Genomic DNA, 15506 nt, shown 5'->3' on the forward strand with positions numbered 1-15506 from the left:
TTCCCCGCCTCAGAGTCAAGCGATTATTTTCGCTTTTCTCCGTGAGGTTCTTACCGAACCCCGCTGACCCGGCGGCGTGTTTGCCGTTGTTCCGTGTCAGTGGTGGCGCATTATAGGGAGTTATCTGACGGTGACAAGCAGAAATCTTAAAAAGTTTTCCGTTCGCTTACTTTTCGACCTTTGCGACTATTAATGCCGCGAATTGCGGGTTAATTGCGCAATTTCCCGGGCGAAACTGGAGACCTGGGACCAGTCGGTATAGACCACCTCTTTACGGGTATCCGTTTCGCCGCCTGTCATCTTCATAATAAGGCGGATCATAAAGCGATCGTACCAGCGGTAGCGCGGATAACGCAGCGCACCCGCAAAGACGGCACAGGCAGTTGGCTTCCAGGGTGAGTTCAGTAAAAACTTGCGCGTGTAGCTGTTGGTTTGCGGCGTGCGCTTTTCCGCTTTACGCGCCACCAGATTCACAGAGTAGAAAGCGCCAGGCAGGCTATTCAGCATTGCCGTATGCTTTTTCACGAAGCGATCCACCGCAGGATGGAAATGACCGTAACGAATCGAGGCGCCAATCACCACGCGGTCATACTCCTGCCACGCAATCTCTTCTGTGCGGTTCAGATTGACGACATCCGCATAGATACCCTGCTCTTTTAACTCAGAAGCCAGAAAAGCGGCAATCTCCCGCGTCTGCCCGTCGCGCGTTGAAAATAGAATTAATGTTTTCACAAACGGCTCCCTTATTCGCGCCAGAATGTTGGTGTCAGGAGAACCAACAGCGTAAAGACCTCAAGACGCCCGAACAGCATATTGGCAATCAGGATCCACTTCGCGGTTGGGTTCATACTGGCAAAGTTGTCTGCGACCACGCCAAGGCCCGGCCCCAGGTTGTTCAGTGTGGCGACCACGGAGGCAAACGCCGAAAAGTCATCCACGCCCGTCGCGATGATCGCCAGCATGCTGACGATAAAGACCAGCGCGTAGGCAGAGAAGAAGCCCCACACCGCCTCCAGAATACGCTCCGGCAGTGCGCGGTTGCCCAGTTTGATGCTGTAAACCGCATTCGGGTGTACCAGACGCTTAAGCTCGCGGTTCCCCTGTTTAAAGAGCAGCAGAATGCGGATCACCTTCAGGCCACCGCCCGTCGAACCGGCACAGCCGCCGATAAAGGCCGAACAGAGCAGCAGCACAGGCAGGAAGAGCGGCCAGCGCGCGATACTGTCGGTGGTGAACCCTGCGGTGGTCGCCATCGATACCACCTGGAAGAAAGCCTGATTAAGGGTGGTGACCGCCGAGTCATAGACATCGTGTAGCCACAGCACCAGGGTACAGATAGCCACCAGCGTCAGCTGCACGCCAATGAACATGCGGAACTCCGGGTCGCGCCAGTACACCTTCAGGTTACGGCCGCTTAACAGCGAGAAGTGCAGGCCGTAGTTACAGCCGGAGATAAGCAGGAAGATAGCAATGATGGTATTGATTGTAGGGCTGTCAAAATAGCCGACGCTGGCATCATGGGTTGAGAACCCACCAATGGCGATGGTCGCAAAACTATGGCCAATGGCATCAAAGGCTGGCATCCCGGCGAACCACAGCGCCAGCGCACAGGCGACCGTCAGCAGAACATAGATCAGCCATAACGTTTTGGCCGTCTCGGCAATACGCGGGCGCATTTTATTATCTTTCAGCGGCCCCGGCATTTCGGCACGGTAGAGCTGCATCCCCCCGACGCCCAATATTGGCAGGATAGCTACGGCTAATACGATGATCCCCATACCGCCGAACCATTGCAGCATCTGCCGGTAAAAAAGGATGGCATGAGGTAATGAGTCCAGCCCCACCAACGTGGTGGCTCCGGTGGTGGTCAGCCCGGAAAAGGATTCGAAGAAGGCATCGGTGATCGTCAGGTTGGGTTGTTCCGAGAAGATGAAGGGTAATGCCCCCACGCTGCCCAGCACGGTCCAGAACAGCACCACGATCAGGAAGCCTTCCCGGGATTTCAGTTCCCCTTTCTGACGGCGGTTAGGCCACCACAGCAGGGAGCCAATCATCAGCGCGACGAAAAAGGTCTGCGTAAAGGCGCGGCCCGCACCATCCCGATAAATAAGCGCTACCAGTCCCGGGAGGATCATCGTCCCGGAGAAAAGTATGACCAGCAATCCAACAATTCGGGTTATGGCACGAAAATGCATCTCTGCCGCTTCCTTTGGTATTCAATAAGTAGGGTGGGGATTATTCTTCAATCGGCCGCAATTGCAACGAACCACGACTAAAATCAGCCAGTTTTGCTGAGAATGCCGGAAGCGCCGCCTGGGGTAATGCCACCCGCAAGTGCACCATCGCCTGGTAGTCACTGAGTACGATCAGGCCCTGATACTGCTTCAGCAAGGCCTCGATGCCGGATAACTGGGCGTAATCGCACAATAAAGTATATTCGGTAAGTGGCGTTTTGCGGATAGTCGTCAGCTGATTAAGCGCCTGCTGGACGCCGCCGCCATAGGCCTTGACCAGCCCGCCCGTTCCCAGTAATACGCCGCCGTAGTATCGCACCACGACGGCGGTGATTTCGCCAACGCCGCTGCCCATGAGCTGCGAGAGCATGGGTTTGCCCGCCGTGCCCGCCGGTTCACCATCATCCGAGAACCCGAGCTTTTGCGAGTCGTCAGGCGGCCCGGCCACCCACGCCACGCAGTGGTGGCGGGCGTCGGGATGCTCCGCTCTTACTGACTCTACAAACGCCTTCGCCGCCTCCACGCCGTCGGTATGCGCCAACAGCGTGATGAAACGGCTTTTCTTGATCTCTTCCGTAAAGGTGACCGGCGCTGCCGGTATGAGCCAGCTTTCCATTACGCCAGCTTCAGATCTCGCGTCATGTTTTCAGTACCGTTCTCGTGGATCACCACGTTATCTTCGATACGGATCCCACCAAACGGCTTCAGCGCTTCGATTTTCTGCCAGTTGAAGTGTTTGCTGAACTGCCCTTCACGCCACGGCGCCAGCAGCGACTCTATAAAGTAGATGCCCGGCTCGATGGTCAGCACCATGCGCGGTTGCAGAATACGGGTGCAGCGCAGGTAGGGATATTTAGACGGCGCCGCCAGGTGCGTACCGGTATCATCCTGCATAAAGCCCGCCGTATCGTGGACCTGCAGACCCAGCGGATGGCCGATACCGTGCGGCATAAAGGGCCCGGTCAGGTCGTTTTCCACCATCGCCTCTTCGCTCATATCGCTGACGATCTGGTACTTACGCAGCAGTTTCGCAATGCGCTGATGGAACTGGATGTGGTACTCCACGTAGCTCACGCCCGCCTTCATGGTGGCGATCAGGGCAAGCTGTTCATCATTCACGTCTTTGATAAGCGCAGCGAACTCGGTGTCGCTGTTTCCGGCCCAGGTACGGGTCAGGTCAGCGGCATAACCGTTATATTCCGCCCCGGCATCCAGCAGGAAGCTGCGCATTTCGGACGGCGCGCGGTGATCGAGTTTGGTGTAATGCAGCACCGCCGCATGTTCGTTCAGCGCCACGATGTTGCTGTAAGGCACATCGGTATCACGATGGCCGGTCGCCGTCAGGTAAGCCTGGTTAATATCGAACTCGCTCATGCCGGACAGGAACGCTTCATGTGCCGCACGATGGCCGTTAACCGCGGTTTTTTGCGCTTCACGCATACACGCCAGTTCATAGTCGGTCTTATATGAGCGGTAATAGTGCAGATAGTCGATCACCCCTTTCGGGTTGACGTTTTCCGCTGTGATCTCCATGGCAAGTGCCCGTTCAGGCACCGGGCCAATATAGGCAATGTTACCGCGAGCCGCGGGTAACTGGCTGCTAATACCGTCCGCTTTCGGCAGGGCAATCACCTCTATCTCGTCCGTCCAGAATGAGGTCGGCAGCGGCTCCACGTTGTGCCAGTAATCCACTGGCAGATAGAACCAGAGTTTCGGCTTGTTCACACCATCCACCAGCAACCAGCAATTGGGAACCTGCGTTACCGGCACCCAGGCTTTAAATTGCGGATTCACCTTGAAGGGATAAGCATGATCGTCAAGGAAGACATTAAACAGTTCGCCGGAGTGGATGAGCAACGCATCCAGCTTAAAGCGAGCCAGTACGTCGCGTGTACGTTCCTGTAACGTAACAATATGATTTTTGTAGAGCGCGGCCAGTGAGTCCATCATTATTCCTTTCGTTTTGACCTCAAGTCCCCGCATCTTAGCACACCTCAGAAAAGCTGCGTGATCTTCGCCGAGCGTGATCAGACCTACAATTATTTAATGACTAATTTGCATTTCATTAACACAAAACCCACACTCCGTTTCATCTGGTATGACCAGATCCAATTGCTGGATTCAGGAGACTGACATGCTCTACAAAGGCGACACCCTGTACGTAGACTGGCTGGAAGGTGGCATTGCCGAACTGGTGTTCGACGCCCCCGGCTCAGTGAACAAGCTTGATACCGCAACCGTGGCCAGCCTTGGCCAGGCGCTGGACGTTCTTGAAAAACAAACCGATTTAAAAGGTCTGCTGCTGCGTTCCGAAAAAGCGGCATTTATTGTCGGCGCAGACATCACCGAATTCCTCTCGCTGTTCCTGGTACCACAGGAGCAGCTGAGCCAGTGGCTCCATTTCGCCAACAGCGTCTTTAACCGTCTGGAAGATCTGCCGGTCCCGACCCTTTCTGCGGTTAATGGCTATGCGCTGGGTGGCGGCTGTGAATGCGTGCTGGCGACCGATTATCGTCTGGCGACGCCGGATCTGCGCATTGGTCTGCCTGAAACGAAGCTGGGCATCATGCCGGGCTTTGGCGGCTCGGTACGTCTGCCGCGCCTGCTGGGTGCCGATAGCGCCCTGGAAATTATTGCCGCGGGTAAAGATGTCAGTGCCGATCAGGCATTAAAACTCGGTCTGGTGGATGGCGTCGTTAAGCCGGAAAAACTTCATGAAGGGGCACTGGCGATACTGCGCCAGGCGATTAACGGCGATCTCGACTGGAAAGCAAAACGCCAGCCGAAACTGGAGCCGCTGCACTTAAGTAAAATTGAAGCCACCATGAGCTTCACCATCGCTAAAGGCATGGTGATGCAGACGGCGGGTAAACACTATCCGGCGCCCATCACCGCGGTGAAAACCATCGAAGCCGCCGCACGTCTGGGCCGTGACGAAGCACTGAAATTAGAAAACCAAAGTTTCGTTCCGCTGGCTCACACCAACGAAGCGCGTGCCCTGGTGGGTATTTTCCTCAACGATCAGTTCGTGAAGGGCAAAGCGAAGCAGCTGACCAAACATGTCGAGACGCCAAAACAGGCTGCGGTGCTGGGTGCGGGCATTATGGGCGGCGGTATTGCGTATCAGTCGGCATGGAAAGGCGTGCCGGTTGTCATGAAAGATATCAACGACAAATCCCTGACGCTGGGCATGACGGAAGCGGCCAAGCTGCTGAACAAACAGCTGGAGCGCGGCAAGATCGACGGTCTGAAGCTCTCCGGGGTGATCTCTACTATTCATCCGACGCTGGAATACAGCGGTTTCGATCGCGTGGATGTGGTCGTCGAAGCGGTAGTTGAAAACCCGAAAGTGAAAAAAGCGGTGCTGGCGGAAACAGAAGAGAAGGTTCGCCCGGAGACTGTGCTGGCATCCAACACCTCTACCATACCAATCAGCGAACTGGCCAGCGTGCTGAAGCGCCCGGAAAACTTCTGCGGTATGCACTTCTTTAACCCGGTGCACCGTATGCCGCTGGTTGAAGTGATTCGCGGAGAAAAAACCTCCGATGAAACGATCGCCAAAGTGGTGGCGTGGGCCAGCAAGATGGGCAAAACCCCGATTGTGGTGAATGACTGCCCGGGCTTCTTCGTCAACCGCGTGCTGTTCCCCTACTTTGCCGGTTTCAGCCAGCTGCTGCGCGACGGGGCGGATTTCCGCAAGATCGACAAAGTGATGGAAAAACAGTTTGGCTGGCCAATGGGCCCGGCCTATCTGCTGGATGTTGTCGGCATTGATACCGCCCATCACGCCCAGGCAGTAATGGCGGCTGGTTTCCCGGCGCGGATGCAGAAAGATTACCGCGATGCCATCGACGCACTCTTTGAATCGAATCGCTACGGTCAGAAAAACGGCCTCGGCTTCTGGCGTTATAAAGAAGACAGCAAGGGCAAACCGAAGAAAGAGGAAGATGCCACCGTGGACAGCCTGCTGGCAGAGGTCAGCCAGGCGAAGCGTGATTTCAGCGACGAAGAGATCATTGCCCGCATGATGATCCCGATGGTCAATGAAGTGGTGCGCTGTCTCGAAGAGGGCATTATCGCCAGCCCGGCGGAAGCCGATATGGCGCTGGTGTACGGCCTGGGCTTCCCTCCGTTCCACGGCGGCGCGTTCCGCTGGCTGGATACGCTCGGCAGCGCCCGCTATCTGGATATGACGCAACAGTACGAGCATCTCGGCCCGCTGTATCACGCCCCGGAAGGTCTGCGTGCCAAAGCGCGTCACAACGAAGCGTACTATCCTCCGGTTGAGCCTGCCCGTCCGGTTGGCGCAATCAAAACGGCTTAAGGAGTCACAATGGAACAGGTTGTCATTGTCGATGCAATTCGCACCCCGATGGGCCGTTCGAAGGGCGGCGCATTTCGTAACGTGCGCGCGGAAGATCTCTCCGCACATTTAATGCGTAGCCTGCTGGCGCGCAACCCGGCGCTGGAAGCCACCGCGCTGGACGATATCTACTGGGGCTGCGTACAGCAGACCCTGGAGCAGGGTTTTAACATTGCCCGTAACGCCGCGCTGCTGGCGGAAATCCCGCACTCAGTACCGGCTGTCACCGTCAACCGCCTGTGCGGTTCGTCGATGCAGGCCCTGCACGATGCGGCACGCATGATCATGACCGGCGACGCGCAGGTGTGCATGATTGGCGGTGTGGAACACATGGGCCACGTGCCGATGAGCCACGGCGTCGATTTTCATCCCGGCATGAGCCGTACCGTGGCGAAAGCCGCGGGCATGATGGGGCTAACGGCAGAGATGCTCTCCCGTCTGCACGGCATCAGCCGTGAAATGCAGGACAGCTTTGCCGCCCGCTCGCACGCCCGTGCCTGGGCCGCGACGCAGTCCGGCGCCTTCAAAAATGAGATCCTGCCGACGGGCGGCCACGATGCCGATGGCGTGCTGAAACAGTTCTACTTCGACGAAGTGATCCGTCCGGAAACCACCGTTGAAGCGCTCTCCGCGCTGAAACCGGCCTTTGATCCGGTGACCGGCACCGTGACGGCGGGCAGCTCTTCCGCCCTCTCCGATGGTGCTGCCGCCATGCTGGTCATGAGCGAAAGCCGCGCCCGCGAGCTGGGTCTGACGCCGCGCGCCCGTATCCGCTCGATGGCGGTCGTGGGCTGCGATCCATCGATTATGGGTTACGGCCCGGTACCGGCCTCAAAGCTGGCGCTGAAAAAAGCCGGGCTTTCCACCAGCGATATCGACGTGTTCGAGATGAACGAAGCCTTCGCCGCGCAGATCCTGCCGTGCATTAAGGATCTGGGCCTGATGGATCAGATCGACGAGAAGATTAACCTCAACGGCGGCGCCATTGCGCTGGGTCACCCGCTGGGCTGTTCCGGGGCGCGTATCAGCACCACGCTGATTAACCTGATGGAACGTAAAGATGCTCAGTTTGGTCTGGCGACTATGTGTATCGGCCTGGGTCAGGGGATCGCGACGGTGTTTGAGAGGGTGTAATCGAAGAATATTCCCCTAAATCATTCGCGTTGCATCGCGGCGGCAACTGCGCGAATCCCCGGGAGCATAGTTAACTATGTGACCGGGGTGAGCAAAGGCAGCCAACAAAGAGGCAGCGTGAATGATGACGGGGAAAGTTTTAGTTGCCGTTTTCCCGCCTGTCAGGGGCGGGTTTTTTTCGTCTCAAATAAAGGCAAATGCGTCGCCAAACAGACGATCTTCACGCGCGCCACGCTCGTTGCAGAACAGGTCACGGGCAATTTTCGCCATTTCGAAACGACCGGCAATATAGATATCGTGATTTACCAGGGTGCCATGATCCTGCAGTACCGCCGTTAACACGGTGCCGCTGCGGCCGCGCCATCCCTCTTCCGGCTGCTCCACCACCGGCTCAACGCGCAGGTTTGGATGGGTCACGCTCAGCGCTTCCAGCTCGGACAGATCGTAAAGGTGCTTCGACTCGCGGCCACCCCAGTAGATGGTGATATCCCGGTCCGGATTACGCGCCAGCGCCGTCAGCAGGATAGAGCGCGCGTAGGAGAAACCGGTGCCGCCGGCAATCAGGATGAGCGGACGCTCTTCGTCATCGCGCAGCCAGGCTTCCCCGTGAGGCATATCAACTTCAATCACGTTCTCTTTCAGAATGCGATCCATCACCGCCATCGCATACAGGTTGAGCTCCGACGCCCCAATGTGTAGCTCGATAAACTCTTGCTCATCCGGCGTGGAGGCCATTGAGAAAGGGCGCTTATCCCGTTCATCCATCACCACCATCAAATACTGGCCAGCGCGGAAGGAGAACGCCGATTCAGGTACTAAACGGACGCGATATACAGTGTCGGTGATAGCGTCTACCGAGGTCACTTTACAGCTTAAGGTTGTCATTCGCTCTCTCTGTCGGGAAGTCTATAGGGCATAACGGGCGCATTCAGGCGTCTTTACCGTTATTCATTATGGCCAGTTCATCCCAGATCGCGTCAATTCGCGCAGTCACCTCAGGATCCTTTTTGATCGGTCGACCCCATTCACGTTGGGTTTCGCCGGGCCATTTATTGGTGGCATCCAGTCCCATTTTTGAGCCAAGACCGGAAACCGGCGAGGCAAAATCCAGGTAATCAATTGGCGTGTTTTCGACTAACACGGTATCGCGTGCCGGATCCATACGGGTGGTAATGGCCCAGATTACGTCATTCCAGTCTCGGGCGTTGACGTCATCATCGCAAACGATCACAAACTTGGTATACATAAACTGGCGCAGGAAAGACCATACGCCCATCATCACCCGTTTAGCGTGACCCGCATACTGCTTCTTAATGGTTACTACCGCCAGGCGATAAGAGCACCCTTCCGGCGGCAGATAGAAATCAACGATCTCCGGGAACTGTTTTTGCAGAATAGGCACAAACACTTCGTTGAGCGCCACGCCCAGTACGGCAGGTTCATCTGGTGGACGGCCGGTATAGGTGGAGTGGTAAATCGCATCTTCCCGCTGGGTAATGTGCGTTACGGTAAATACCGGGAAGTTGTCTATTTCATTGTAATAGCCGGTGTGGTCGCCATACGGCCCTTCCGGGGCCATCTCTCCAGCTTCGATGTAGCCTTCGAGGACGATTTCAGCGCTGGCGGGCACTTCCAGATCGTTAGAAACGCACTTCACCACTTCGGTTTTGGTGCCACGCAGTAACCCGGCAAAGGCATATTCCGACAGCGTGTCGGGCACCGGCGTCACTGCGCCGAGTATAGTGGCCGGATCGGCACCCAGCGCCACGGAGACCGGGAAGCGTTCGCCCGGATGCGCAGCACACCACTCCTGGAAATCAAGCGCGCCGCCGCGGTGCGACAGCCAGCGCATAATGAGTTTGTTTTTACCGATCAGCTGCTGACGGTAGATCCCAAGATTCTGGCGCTCTTTGTGCGGCCCGCGCGTTACGGTCAGGCCCCAGGTGATCAGCGGGGCGGCGTCTTCTGGCCAGCACTGCATGATGGGAATTCGGGTCAGATCGACCGCATCGCCTTCCACGATTTTCTGCTGGCAGGGGGCACCACGCAGCCGTTTGGTCGGCATGTTCAACACCTGCTTAAACTGCGGCAGCTTATCAAAGAGATCGCGAAAACCTTTTGGTGGCTCAGGCTCTTTCAGAAAAGCCAGCAGCTTACCTACTTCACGCAACGCGCTGACATCCTCCTGCCCCATCCCCATCGCCACACGCCTGGGTGTGCCAAACAGGTTACAGAGCACCGGCATGGTGTAGCCTTTCGGATTTTCAAACAGCAGCGCGGGCCCACCGGCACGCAGGGTGCGGTCGGCAATCTCTGTCATCTCCAGATAAGGATCGACAGGCAGGGTAATACGTTTGAGTTCGCCCTGCTTTTCCAGCAGTTCCAGGAAGTCGCGTAGATCGTTGTATTTCATGCAGTTAGTCAAGCTCTCTCTGTATGCGGTTCATTATACGGCGTAAGACTGCGTGATGCTGTATTTTTGTTAAATTAGCGTGAAGATTCACGGCTTCTTCTGCGTACTGCCATTATAATCAGCTTAGCGATCCCGCCAGGGTTTTGATATGCTTGCCGGCATAACAAGCGGAAAAGAGTCATTATGCGGGCCTGGTATTTACTGTATTGCAAGCGTGGGCAACTTCAGCGTGCTCAGGAACATCTGGAACGCCAGGCAGTGAACTGTCTGACGCCTGTGATCACGCTGGAAAAAATGGTTCGCGGTAAACGTACAACCGTCAGCGAGCCGCTGTTTCCTAACTATCTGTTTGTTGAATTCGACCCTGAAGTGATCCACACCACCACCATCAATGCGACGCGCGGCGTCAGCCACTTCGTGCGCTTTGGCGTTCATCCGGCCACGGTGCCCTCTTCCGTCATCCACCAGCTCTCGGTTTATAAACAGCCAGAAGGCATGACCGATCCTGATACGCCCTTCTCCGGCGATGATGTGGTGATCACCGAAGGGGCGTTCGAAGGGCTGGTAGCGATTTTCGCTGAGCCGGATGGGGAAGCCCGCTCCATGCTGCTGCTGAACTTGCTGAATAAAGAAGTGAAGCAGAGCGTGAAAAACACCAGTTTCCGCAAAGTTTAAAAGTCGACGCCAAACAGACGACGCACGTTGTCATCCGTCTGCGCAGCCAGCCACTGCGTCTCTTCGCCGCGCCAGTGGGCCACCCGCTCAAGTATATGGCCCAGCCAGGCTGGCTCATTACGCCGTGAGGCCGGTTTAGGGCTGAGATCGCGCGGCAGCAGGTACGGCGCATCGGTCTCAATCAGCAGGCGTTCGGCAGGAATAACCGGTAACAGTTCACGCAGCGCCAGCCCGCGCCGTTCATCGCAGACCCAGCCGGTGATCCCCAGATATAAGCCACGATCCAGACAAGCTATCGCCTCCTCACGCGTGCCGGTAAAACAGTGCAGCACCGCGCCGGGCAGTTTATCCAGCCAGGGTTCCAGCAACGCCAGAAAGCGTTCGTGAGCGTCACGGCAGTGCATAAATACTGGCATACCCAGCTCCGCGGCCAGTGCAAGCTGGGCGCTAAAGGCATGCTCCTGCTCGGTGGGGGTGGAGAAGTTGCGATTAAAGTCGAGGCCACACTCTCCGATTGCCACGACCTCAGGCGAGGCGGCTAACGCCCGCAGCGTATCTGCGCTCTCTGTCGTCCACTGGCTGCTGTCGTGAGGATGAACGCCTGCCGTTGACCAGCAGCGATCGTAACGTTGAGCCAGCTGCTGCGCCTGCTCACTTTCATGCAGGTTGGTGCCCGTCAGCAGTAAGCCCTTTACCCCGGCAGCGAAGGCCCTGGCAACGACCTCATCGCGATCCTGGGCAAACTGGGGACTGGTCAGGTTCAGACCGATATCAAACATACTCGCTCCCATATGACAACCGCCCTGGCGGGCGGTTGGTTTTATTCTTCTGACTCTTCCTCGTGATCTTCACGTCGCTTTCCAATATAGAAGCGCGAGAAGAAGACGCCGACCTCAAACAGGCAATACATCGGGATTGCCAGCAGGGTTTGCGAGAAGACATCCGGCGGCGTTAGCATCATGCCAATGACGAAGGCACCCACCAGAATGTACGGACGCTTTTTACGCAAGTCTTCCGGCGTGGTGATCCCCACCCAGCAGAGCAGCACGATGGCAACCGGCACCTCAAACGCCACGCCGAAGGCCATAAACAGCGCCATAACGAAGCTCAGATAACTGGCAATATCCGTCGAGACCTGGACCCCTACCGGCGCGGTGTTTGCCAGGAAGCCAAAGGCCAGGGGGAAAACCACGAAGTAGGCGAAGGCCATGCCGATATAAAATAGCAGCGAGCTGGAGACCAGCAGCGGGATCACCAGACGGCGTTCATGCTTATACAGCGCAGGGGCAATAAAGGCCCAGACCTGGTAAAGGATCACCGGGGCAGAAGCAATCAGCGACACCCAGAAGGTCAGCTTAATCGGCGTGAAGAAGGGCGACGCGACATCGGTCGCAATCATGGTTGCACCCAGCGGCATCTGTTTAATCAGCGGCGCAGAGACCACCTGATAGATGTCGTTGGCGAAATAGACCAGGCCTATAAAAATGAGGAAGACCGCAATAATGCAGTTCAGCAGGCGCTTACGCAGCTCGATCAGGTGCGTAATCAGCGGTTGAGTTTCATCTACTGCCATATTTACGCTTTATCACTCGACGAGGGGGACGCATCAGCGACGGGGGCAGGCTTCTTCTCTGCGGACGCTGGCGTCGGTTCTGAATTTTTGATCACCGGCTCTGAAGGCGTCTGTTCGGGCGCACTGGCCTGGTGTTCTGCGGTAGCAGGCGTCACGCCTTCGTGCTGCGCTTCGTTATCTTTGACCAGCGGATTGCGAATGGTGTTGGCTTCATCACTCGCTTTTTCCGGGTCGTTAACGCTGTAGGAGCGCTTCATGGATTCCGCCGCTTCGCGCAGTTCATCCATGGAGGCTTTGAGTTCCGGCGTCAGGTTATCCATGCTCGCCTTCTCCACTTTTTTCAGGCTGTCCTGAAACTCCTGCAGCTTAAGCTCCTGCGCCAGCTCGTTTTGAACCGTTGTCGCAAGCGAACGTAGCGCCCGCACCCAGCCTGCAATTGTTTTTACTGCCACCGGCAAACGCTGTGGCCCCAGTACAATGAGGCCAATCACGAATACCAGCAGCAGTTCGCTAAAACCAATATCAAACACGGATTACACCTGCTCGTTATCGTGGCGTTTAGCATTTTCCTTTTTGACGTCGTCTGGTTTATCGGCGATAGATTTAGCAGTGAAATCCGCGTCCTGGCTGGATTTGTCCTGCTTCTCGTCATCATCTTTGATCGCTTTCTTGAAGCCTTTGATGGAGGCGCCAAGATCGGAACCGATAGAACCCAGTTTTTTGGTACCGAAAAGCAGCACGACGATGACGGCAATAATCACCAATTGCCAGATACTGATACCACCCATACTTCTTCCTCAGTTGTAGATGATAAATTAATCAGGCCGCATTATACGTTATGCGGCCCTGCGATAGCGATGCAATTCAGCGTGTTTTACGCCATCCTGCCAGCCAGACCACCACTCCACCGGCCATCAGCCAGGCGGGCATCAACTCCCAGTCAGGACGGTTGATTAGCAATAGCGTGCCGCTTAACAACAGCGTGGCGCCTATGCCAAACAGATACCGTGACTGGCCCTGACGCACATGATTGGTTTGCAGCTCACGAGCGATTTTATCTACGCTATGTTGCAAGTTTTTGCTCTGACGCAAACTGTCGTACACCAGTTCCGGCAGTTCGGGCATTTTTTCGATCCAGAAAGGTGCTTTCTCTTTCAGGGAGCGGACCAGGGCAGGCAGCCCAACCTGGTCTTTGATCCAGGACTCAAGGAACGGTTTTGCCGTTTTCCATAAGTCTAACTGAGGATAGAGTTGCCGCCCCACCCCTTCAACGTAAAGTAATGTTTTCTGAAGTAAAACTAATTGCGGCTGCACTTCCATATTGAAGCGTCGGGCGGTATTGAACAGGTTCAGCAGCACATGGCCAAACGAGATCTCCGCCAGCGGTTTCTCGAAAATAGGCTCACAAACCGTCCGAATAGCGAACTCAAACTCTTCGACGTTGGTGTCCGGAGGAACCCAACCGGAGTCGACGTGCAGTTCAGCCACTTTACGGTAATCGCGATTGAAGAAGGCGATAAAGTTCTCGGCCAGATAGCGCTTATCTTCTTTGTTCAGCGAGCCGACGATACCGCAGTCAATGCCGATGTATTGCGGATCTTCCGGGTGCTCGTAACTCACGAAGATATTGCCGGGGTGCATGTCGGCATGGAAGAAGCTGTCGCGGAACACCTGGGTAAAGAAGACCTGTACGCCACGCTCGGCCAGCAGCTTCATGTTGGTGCCCTGCTTTTCGAGGGTCGCGACGTCCGATACCGGGATGCCGTAGATGCGCTCCATCACCATCATGTCCTGGCTGCAATAGTCGGAGTAGACCTCCGGCACATACAGCATCGGGCTGTTTTCAAAGTTGCGGCGCAGCTGAATCGCGTTCGCCGATTCACGCAGCAGATTCAGCTCATCAATCAGCGTCTTTTCATATTCACGCACCACTTCCATCGGACGCAGGCGACGGCCATCAGGCAACAGACGCGGCACCCAGCGAGCCAGACGGTAGATGAGTCTCATGTCGGCTCTGATGATCGGCAGAATATCCGGGCGGATCACCTTGATGACCACCTCTTTGCCGTTCTCTTTCAGCCGCGCGGTGTGAACCTGGGCGATAGAGGCCGAAGCCAGCGGTTGGATGTCGAAGTCATCGAACCAGCTTTCTACCGGGATATCACCCATCGCCTTTTCGATCTGCCGCTTTGCCAGCCGGCCATCGAACGGGGCGACTTTATCCTGCAGCAGAGCCAGCTGATCGGCAATCTGGGGAGGGAAGAGATCGCGGCGGGTCGAGAGCATCTGGCCGAACTTGATCCATACCGGACCCAGCTCCTGCAACGCCAGCCGCAGCCGCTCACCGAGCAGCTTGTCTTTATGGCGATTTGGCATCCAGAATAGCGTTTGCCGCCAGAGGCGCAGCGGCAAGGTAATACGCATTCGAGGGATCAACTCATCGAGCCCGTAGCTCAAAAAGGTGCGGATGATAAAATAGAGGCGCCGAATTTCACCTGGCGTCATTTGCCCTCCAGCTTTTCAAGCCTTTTAGTCAGTGCATCAACCGAACGTTCAACCGCTGCGGTTTCTTCTGCAAACCATGCTGCTTCCAGCGGCCCGGGAGCCATGCGCCACTCTTCGGTAAGCACCTCCGCAGCATAGCGCTGCTGACGCTGAAAACCTTTTTTCAGCAATGAGGCACCGCCGCGCAGCACTTTACTGATCCCCTCTGCGGCAATATCGCCCGTCCAGGGAGCCAGCAGTTCAGCCGGATCAAATTCCGCCAGGTCAGCCAGCGAAACGAAGTTTTGTACCACCTGGATATCGCCGTCGACTTCCAGCTCACCGCTACGGATGAGGGCGGTGAGCTGCTGGCGATCGCGCAGTTTAGGCAGCGTACTCATATGGGTGATAACAGAGCAGTCAGCCTCGCCCTCCCACTCGCCCAGCACGTCGAGCTGACGCTCGCTAAATACCAGCACCAGCGGGGTCGAAAACTCTTTTACCACCACGCGCAGCACTTTACCGTTCAGTCGCTGGCGTGCCGTTTTGAGCGCGGGCGAGCGATACAGAAAGGTATTGAGTACGTTTTCAACACCGGCTGTGATCAAGGGTTTAAACGGCATCTGCCAC

15 protein-coding genes are annotated in these 15506 nt (G+C 56.2%); 3 read left to right on the forward strand and 12 right to left on the reverse strand.

All coding sequences use genetic code 11. The features are described 5' to 3' along the window. Positions 1 to 189 precede the first annotated feature (189 nt). From hemG to pepQ, 4 genes are read right to left on the reverse strand one after another with little or no spacing between them, the layout of a single operon-like run. A complete protein-coding gene (gene hemG, locus GNG29_RS21875) occupies positions 190 to 732 on the reverse strand; it encodes a menaquinone-dependent protoporphyrinogen IX dehydrogenase (protein ID WP_103177408.1) in 543 nt (180 codons plus the stop codon). An 11-nt stretch (positions 733 to 743) separates the two neighbouring features. Next, positions 744 to 2195: a Trk system potassium transporter TrkH gene (gene trkH / locus GNG29_RS21880; protein ID WP_103177409.1), complete on the reverse strand. Its 1452-nt coding sequence runs from the start codon at positions 2193 to 2195 to the stop codon at positions 744 to 746. 40 nt (positions 2196 to 2235) lie between these two features. Beyond that, entirely contained in the window at positions 2236 to 2850 is a 615-nt protein-coding gene (locus GNG29_RS21885; RefSeq protein ID WP_156655348.1) for an IMPACT family protein, read from the reverse strand. After that, a complete protein-coding gene (pepQ, locus tag GNG29_RS21890; RefSeq protein WP_103177411.1) occupies positions 2850 to 4181 on the reverse strand; it encodes a Xaa-Pro dipeptidase in 1332 nt (443 codons plus the stop codon). The genes GNG29_RS21885 and pepQ overlap by 1 nt, the downstream gene beginning before the upstream one ends. A 187-nt stretch (positions 4182 to 4368) precedes the next feature. Here pepQ and fadB point away from each other — a divergent pair, with 187 nt between their 5' ends. Together fadB and fadA are read left to right on the forward strand one after the other, a co-directional pair. Next, positions 4369 to 6558: a fatty acid oxidation complex subunit alpha FadB gene (gene fadB / locus GNG29_RS21895; protein ID WP_156655349.1), complete on the forward strand. Its 2190-nt coding sequence runs from the start codon at positions 4369 to 4371 to the stop codon at positions 6556 to 6558. 9 nt (positions 6559 to 6567) lie between these two features. After that, positions 6568 to 7731 (forward strand): acetyl-CoA C-acyltransferase FadA, encoded by a 1164-nt coding sequence (fadA, locus tag GNG29_RS21900; protein WP_103177414.1) that lies wholly within the window; start codon positions 6568 to 6570, stop codon positions 7729 to 7731. Between the two features lie 183 nt (positions 7732 to 7914). Here the strand turns inward: fadA and fre are convergent, their stop codons facing one another. After that, a complete protein-coding gene (gene fre / locus GNG29_RS21905) occupies positions 7915 to 8616 on the reverse strand; it encodes an NAD(P)H-flavin reductase (protein ID WP_103825360.1) in 702 nt (233 codons plus the stop codon). A gap of 43 nt (positions 8617 to 8659) precedes the next feature. Further along, on the reverse strand, positions 8660 to 10144 hold the full coding sequence (gene ubiD / locus GNG29_RS21910) for a 4-hydroxy-3-polyprenylbenzoate decarboxylase (protein WP_103177416.1): 1485 nt from the start codon (positions 10142 to 10144) through the stop codon (positions 8660 to 8662). Positions 10145 to 10327: 183 nt separating this feature from the next. Here ubiD and rfaH point away from each other — a divergent pair, with 183 nt between their 5' ends. Then, positions 10328 to 10819, forward strand: coding sequence for a transcription/translation regulatory transformer protein RfaH (gene rfaH / locus GNG29_RS21915; RefSeq protein ID WP_103177417.1), 492 nt, complete (start codon positions 10328 to 10330; stop codon positions 10817 to 10819). Here rfaH and tatD read toward each other — a convergent pair. The 6 genes from tatD to ubiJ all read right to left on the reverse strand — a co-directional run bounded on the left by tatD (position 10816) and on the right by ubiJ (position 15499). Then, on the reverse strand, positions 10816 to 11598 hold the full coding sequence (gene tatD, locus GNG29_RS21920) for a 3'-5' ssDNA/RNA exonuclease TatD (protein WP_103177418.1): 783 nt from the start codon (positions 11596 to 11598) through the stop codon (positions 10816 to 10818). The genes rfaH and tatD overlap by 4 nt on opposite strands. 41 nt (positions 11599 to 11639) lie before the next feature. After that, positions 11640 to 12392 (reverse strand): Sec-independent protein translocase subunit TatC, encoded by a 753-nt coding sequence (tatC, locus tag GNG29_RS21925; protein WP_103177419.1) that lies wholly within the window; start codon positions 12390 to 12392, stop codon positions 11640 to 11642. Between the two features lie 2 nt (positions 12393 to 12394). Continuing rightward, positions 12395 to 12922, reverse strand: coding sequence for a Sec-independent protein translocase protein TatB (gene tatB, locus GNG29_RS21930; protein ID WP_103177420.1), 528 nt, complete (start codon positions 12920 to 12922; stop codon positions 12395 to 12397). Between the two features lie 3 nt (positions 12923 to 12925). Further along, positions 12926 to 13180 (reverse strand): Sec-independent protein translocase subunit TatA, encoded by a 255-nt coding sequence (tatA, locus tag GNG29_RS21935; protein WP_103177421.1) that lies wholly within the window; start codon positions 13178 to 13180, stop codon positions 12926 to 12928. Positions 13181 to 13256: 76 nt separating this feature from the next. Next, complete coding sequence (gene ubiB / locus GNG29_RS21940) at positions 13257 to 14897, reverse strand: ubiquinone biosynthesis regulatory protein kinase UbiB (protein WP_103177422.1); 1641 nt, start codon at positions 14895 to 14897, stop codon at positions 13257 to 13259. After that, positions 14894 to 15499 carry a ubiquinone biosynthesis protein UbiJ gene (ubiJ, locus tag GNG29_RS21945; protein WP_103177423.1) on the reverse strand — a complete coding sequence of 202 codons (606 nt, stop codon included), beginning with the start codon at positions 15497 to 15499 and terminating at the stop codon, positions 14894 to 14896. Before ubiJ ends, ubiB begins: the two co-directional genes overlap by 4 nt. Positions 15500 to 15506: the final 7 nt, after the last annotated feature.

It is taken from the genome of Leclercia sp. Colony189 (assembly GCF_009740165.1).
Classification (GTDB): domain Bacteria; phylum Pseudomonadota; class Gammaproteobacteria; order Enterobacterales; family Enterobacteriaceae; genus Enterobacter.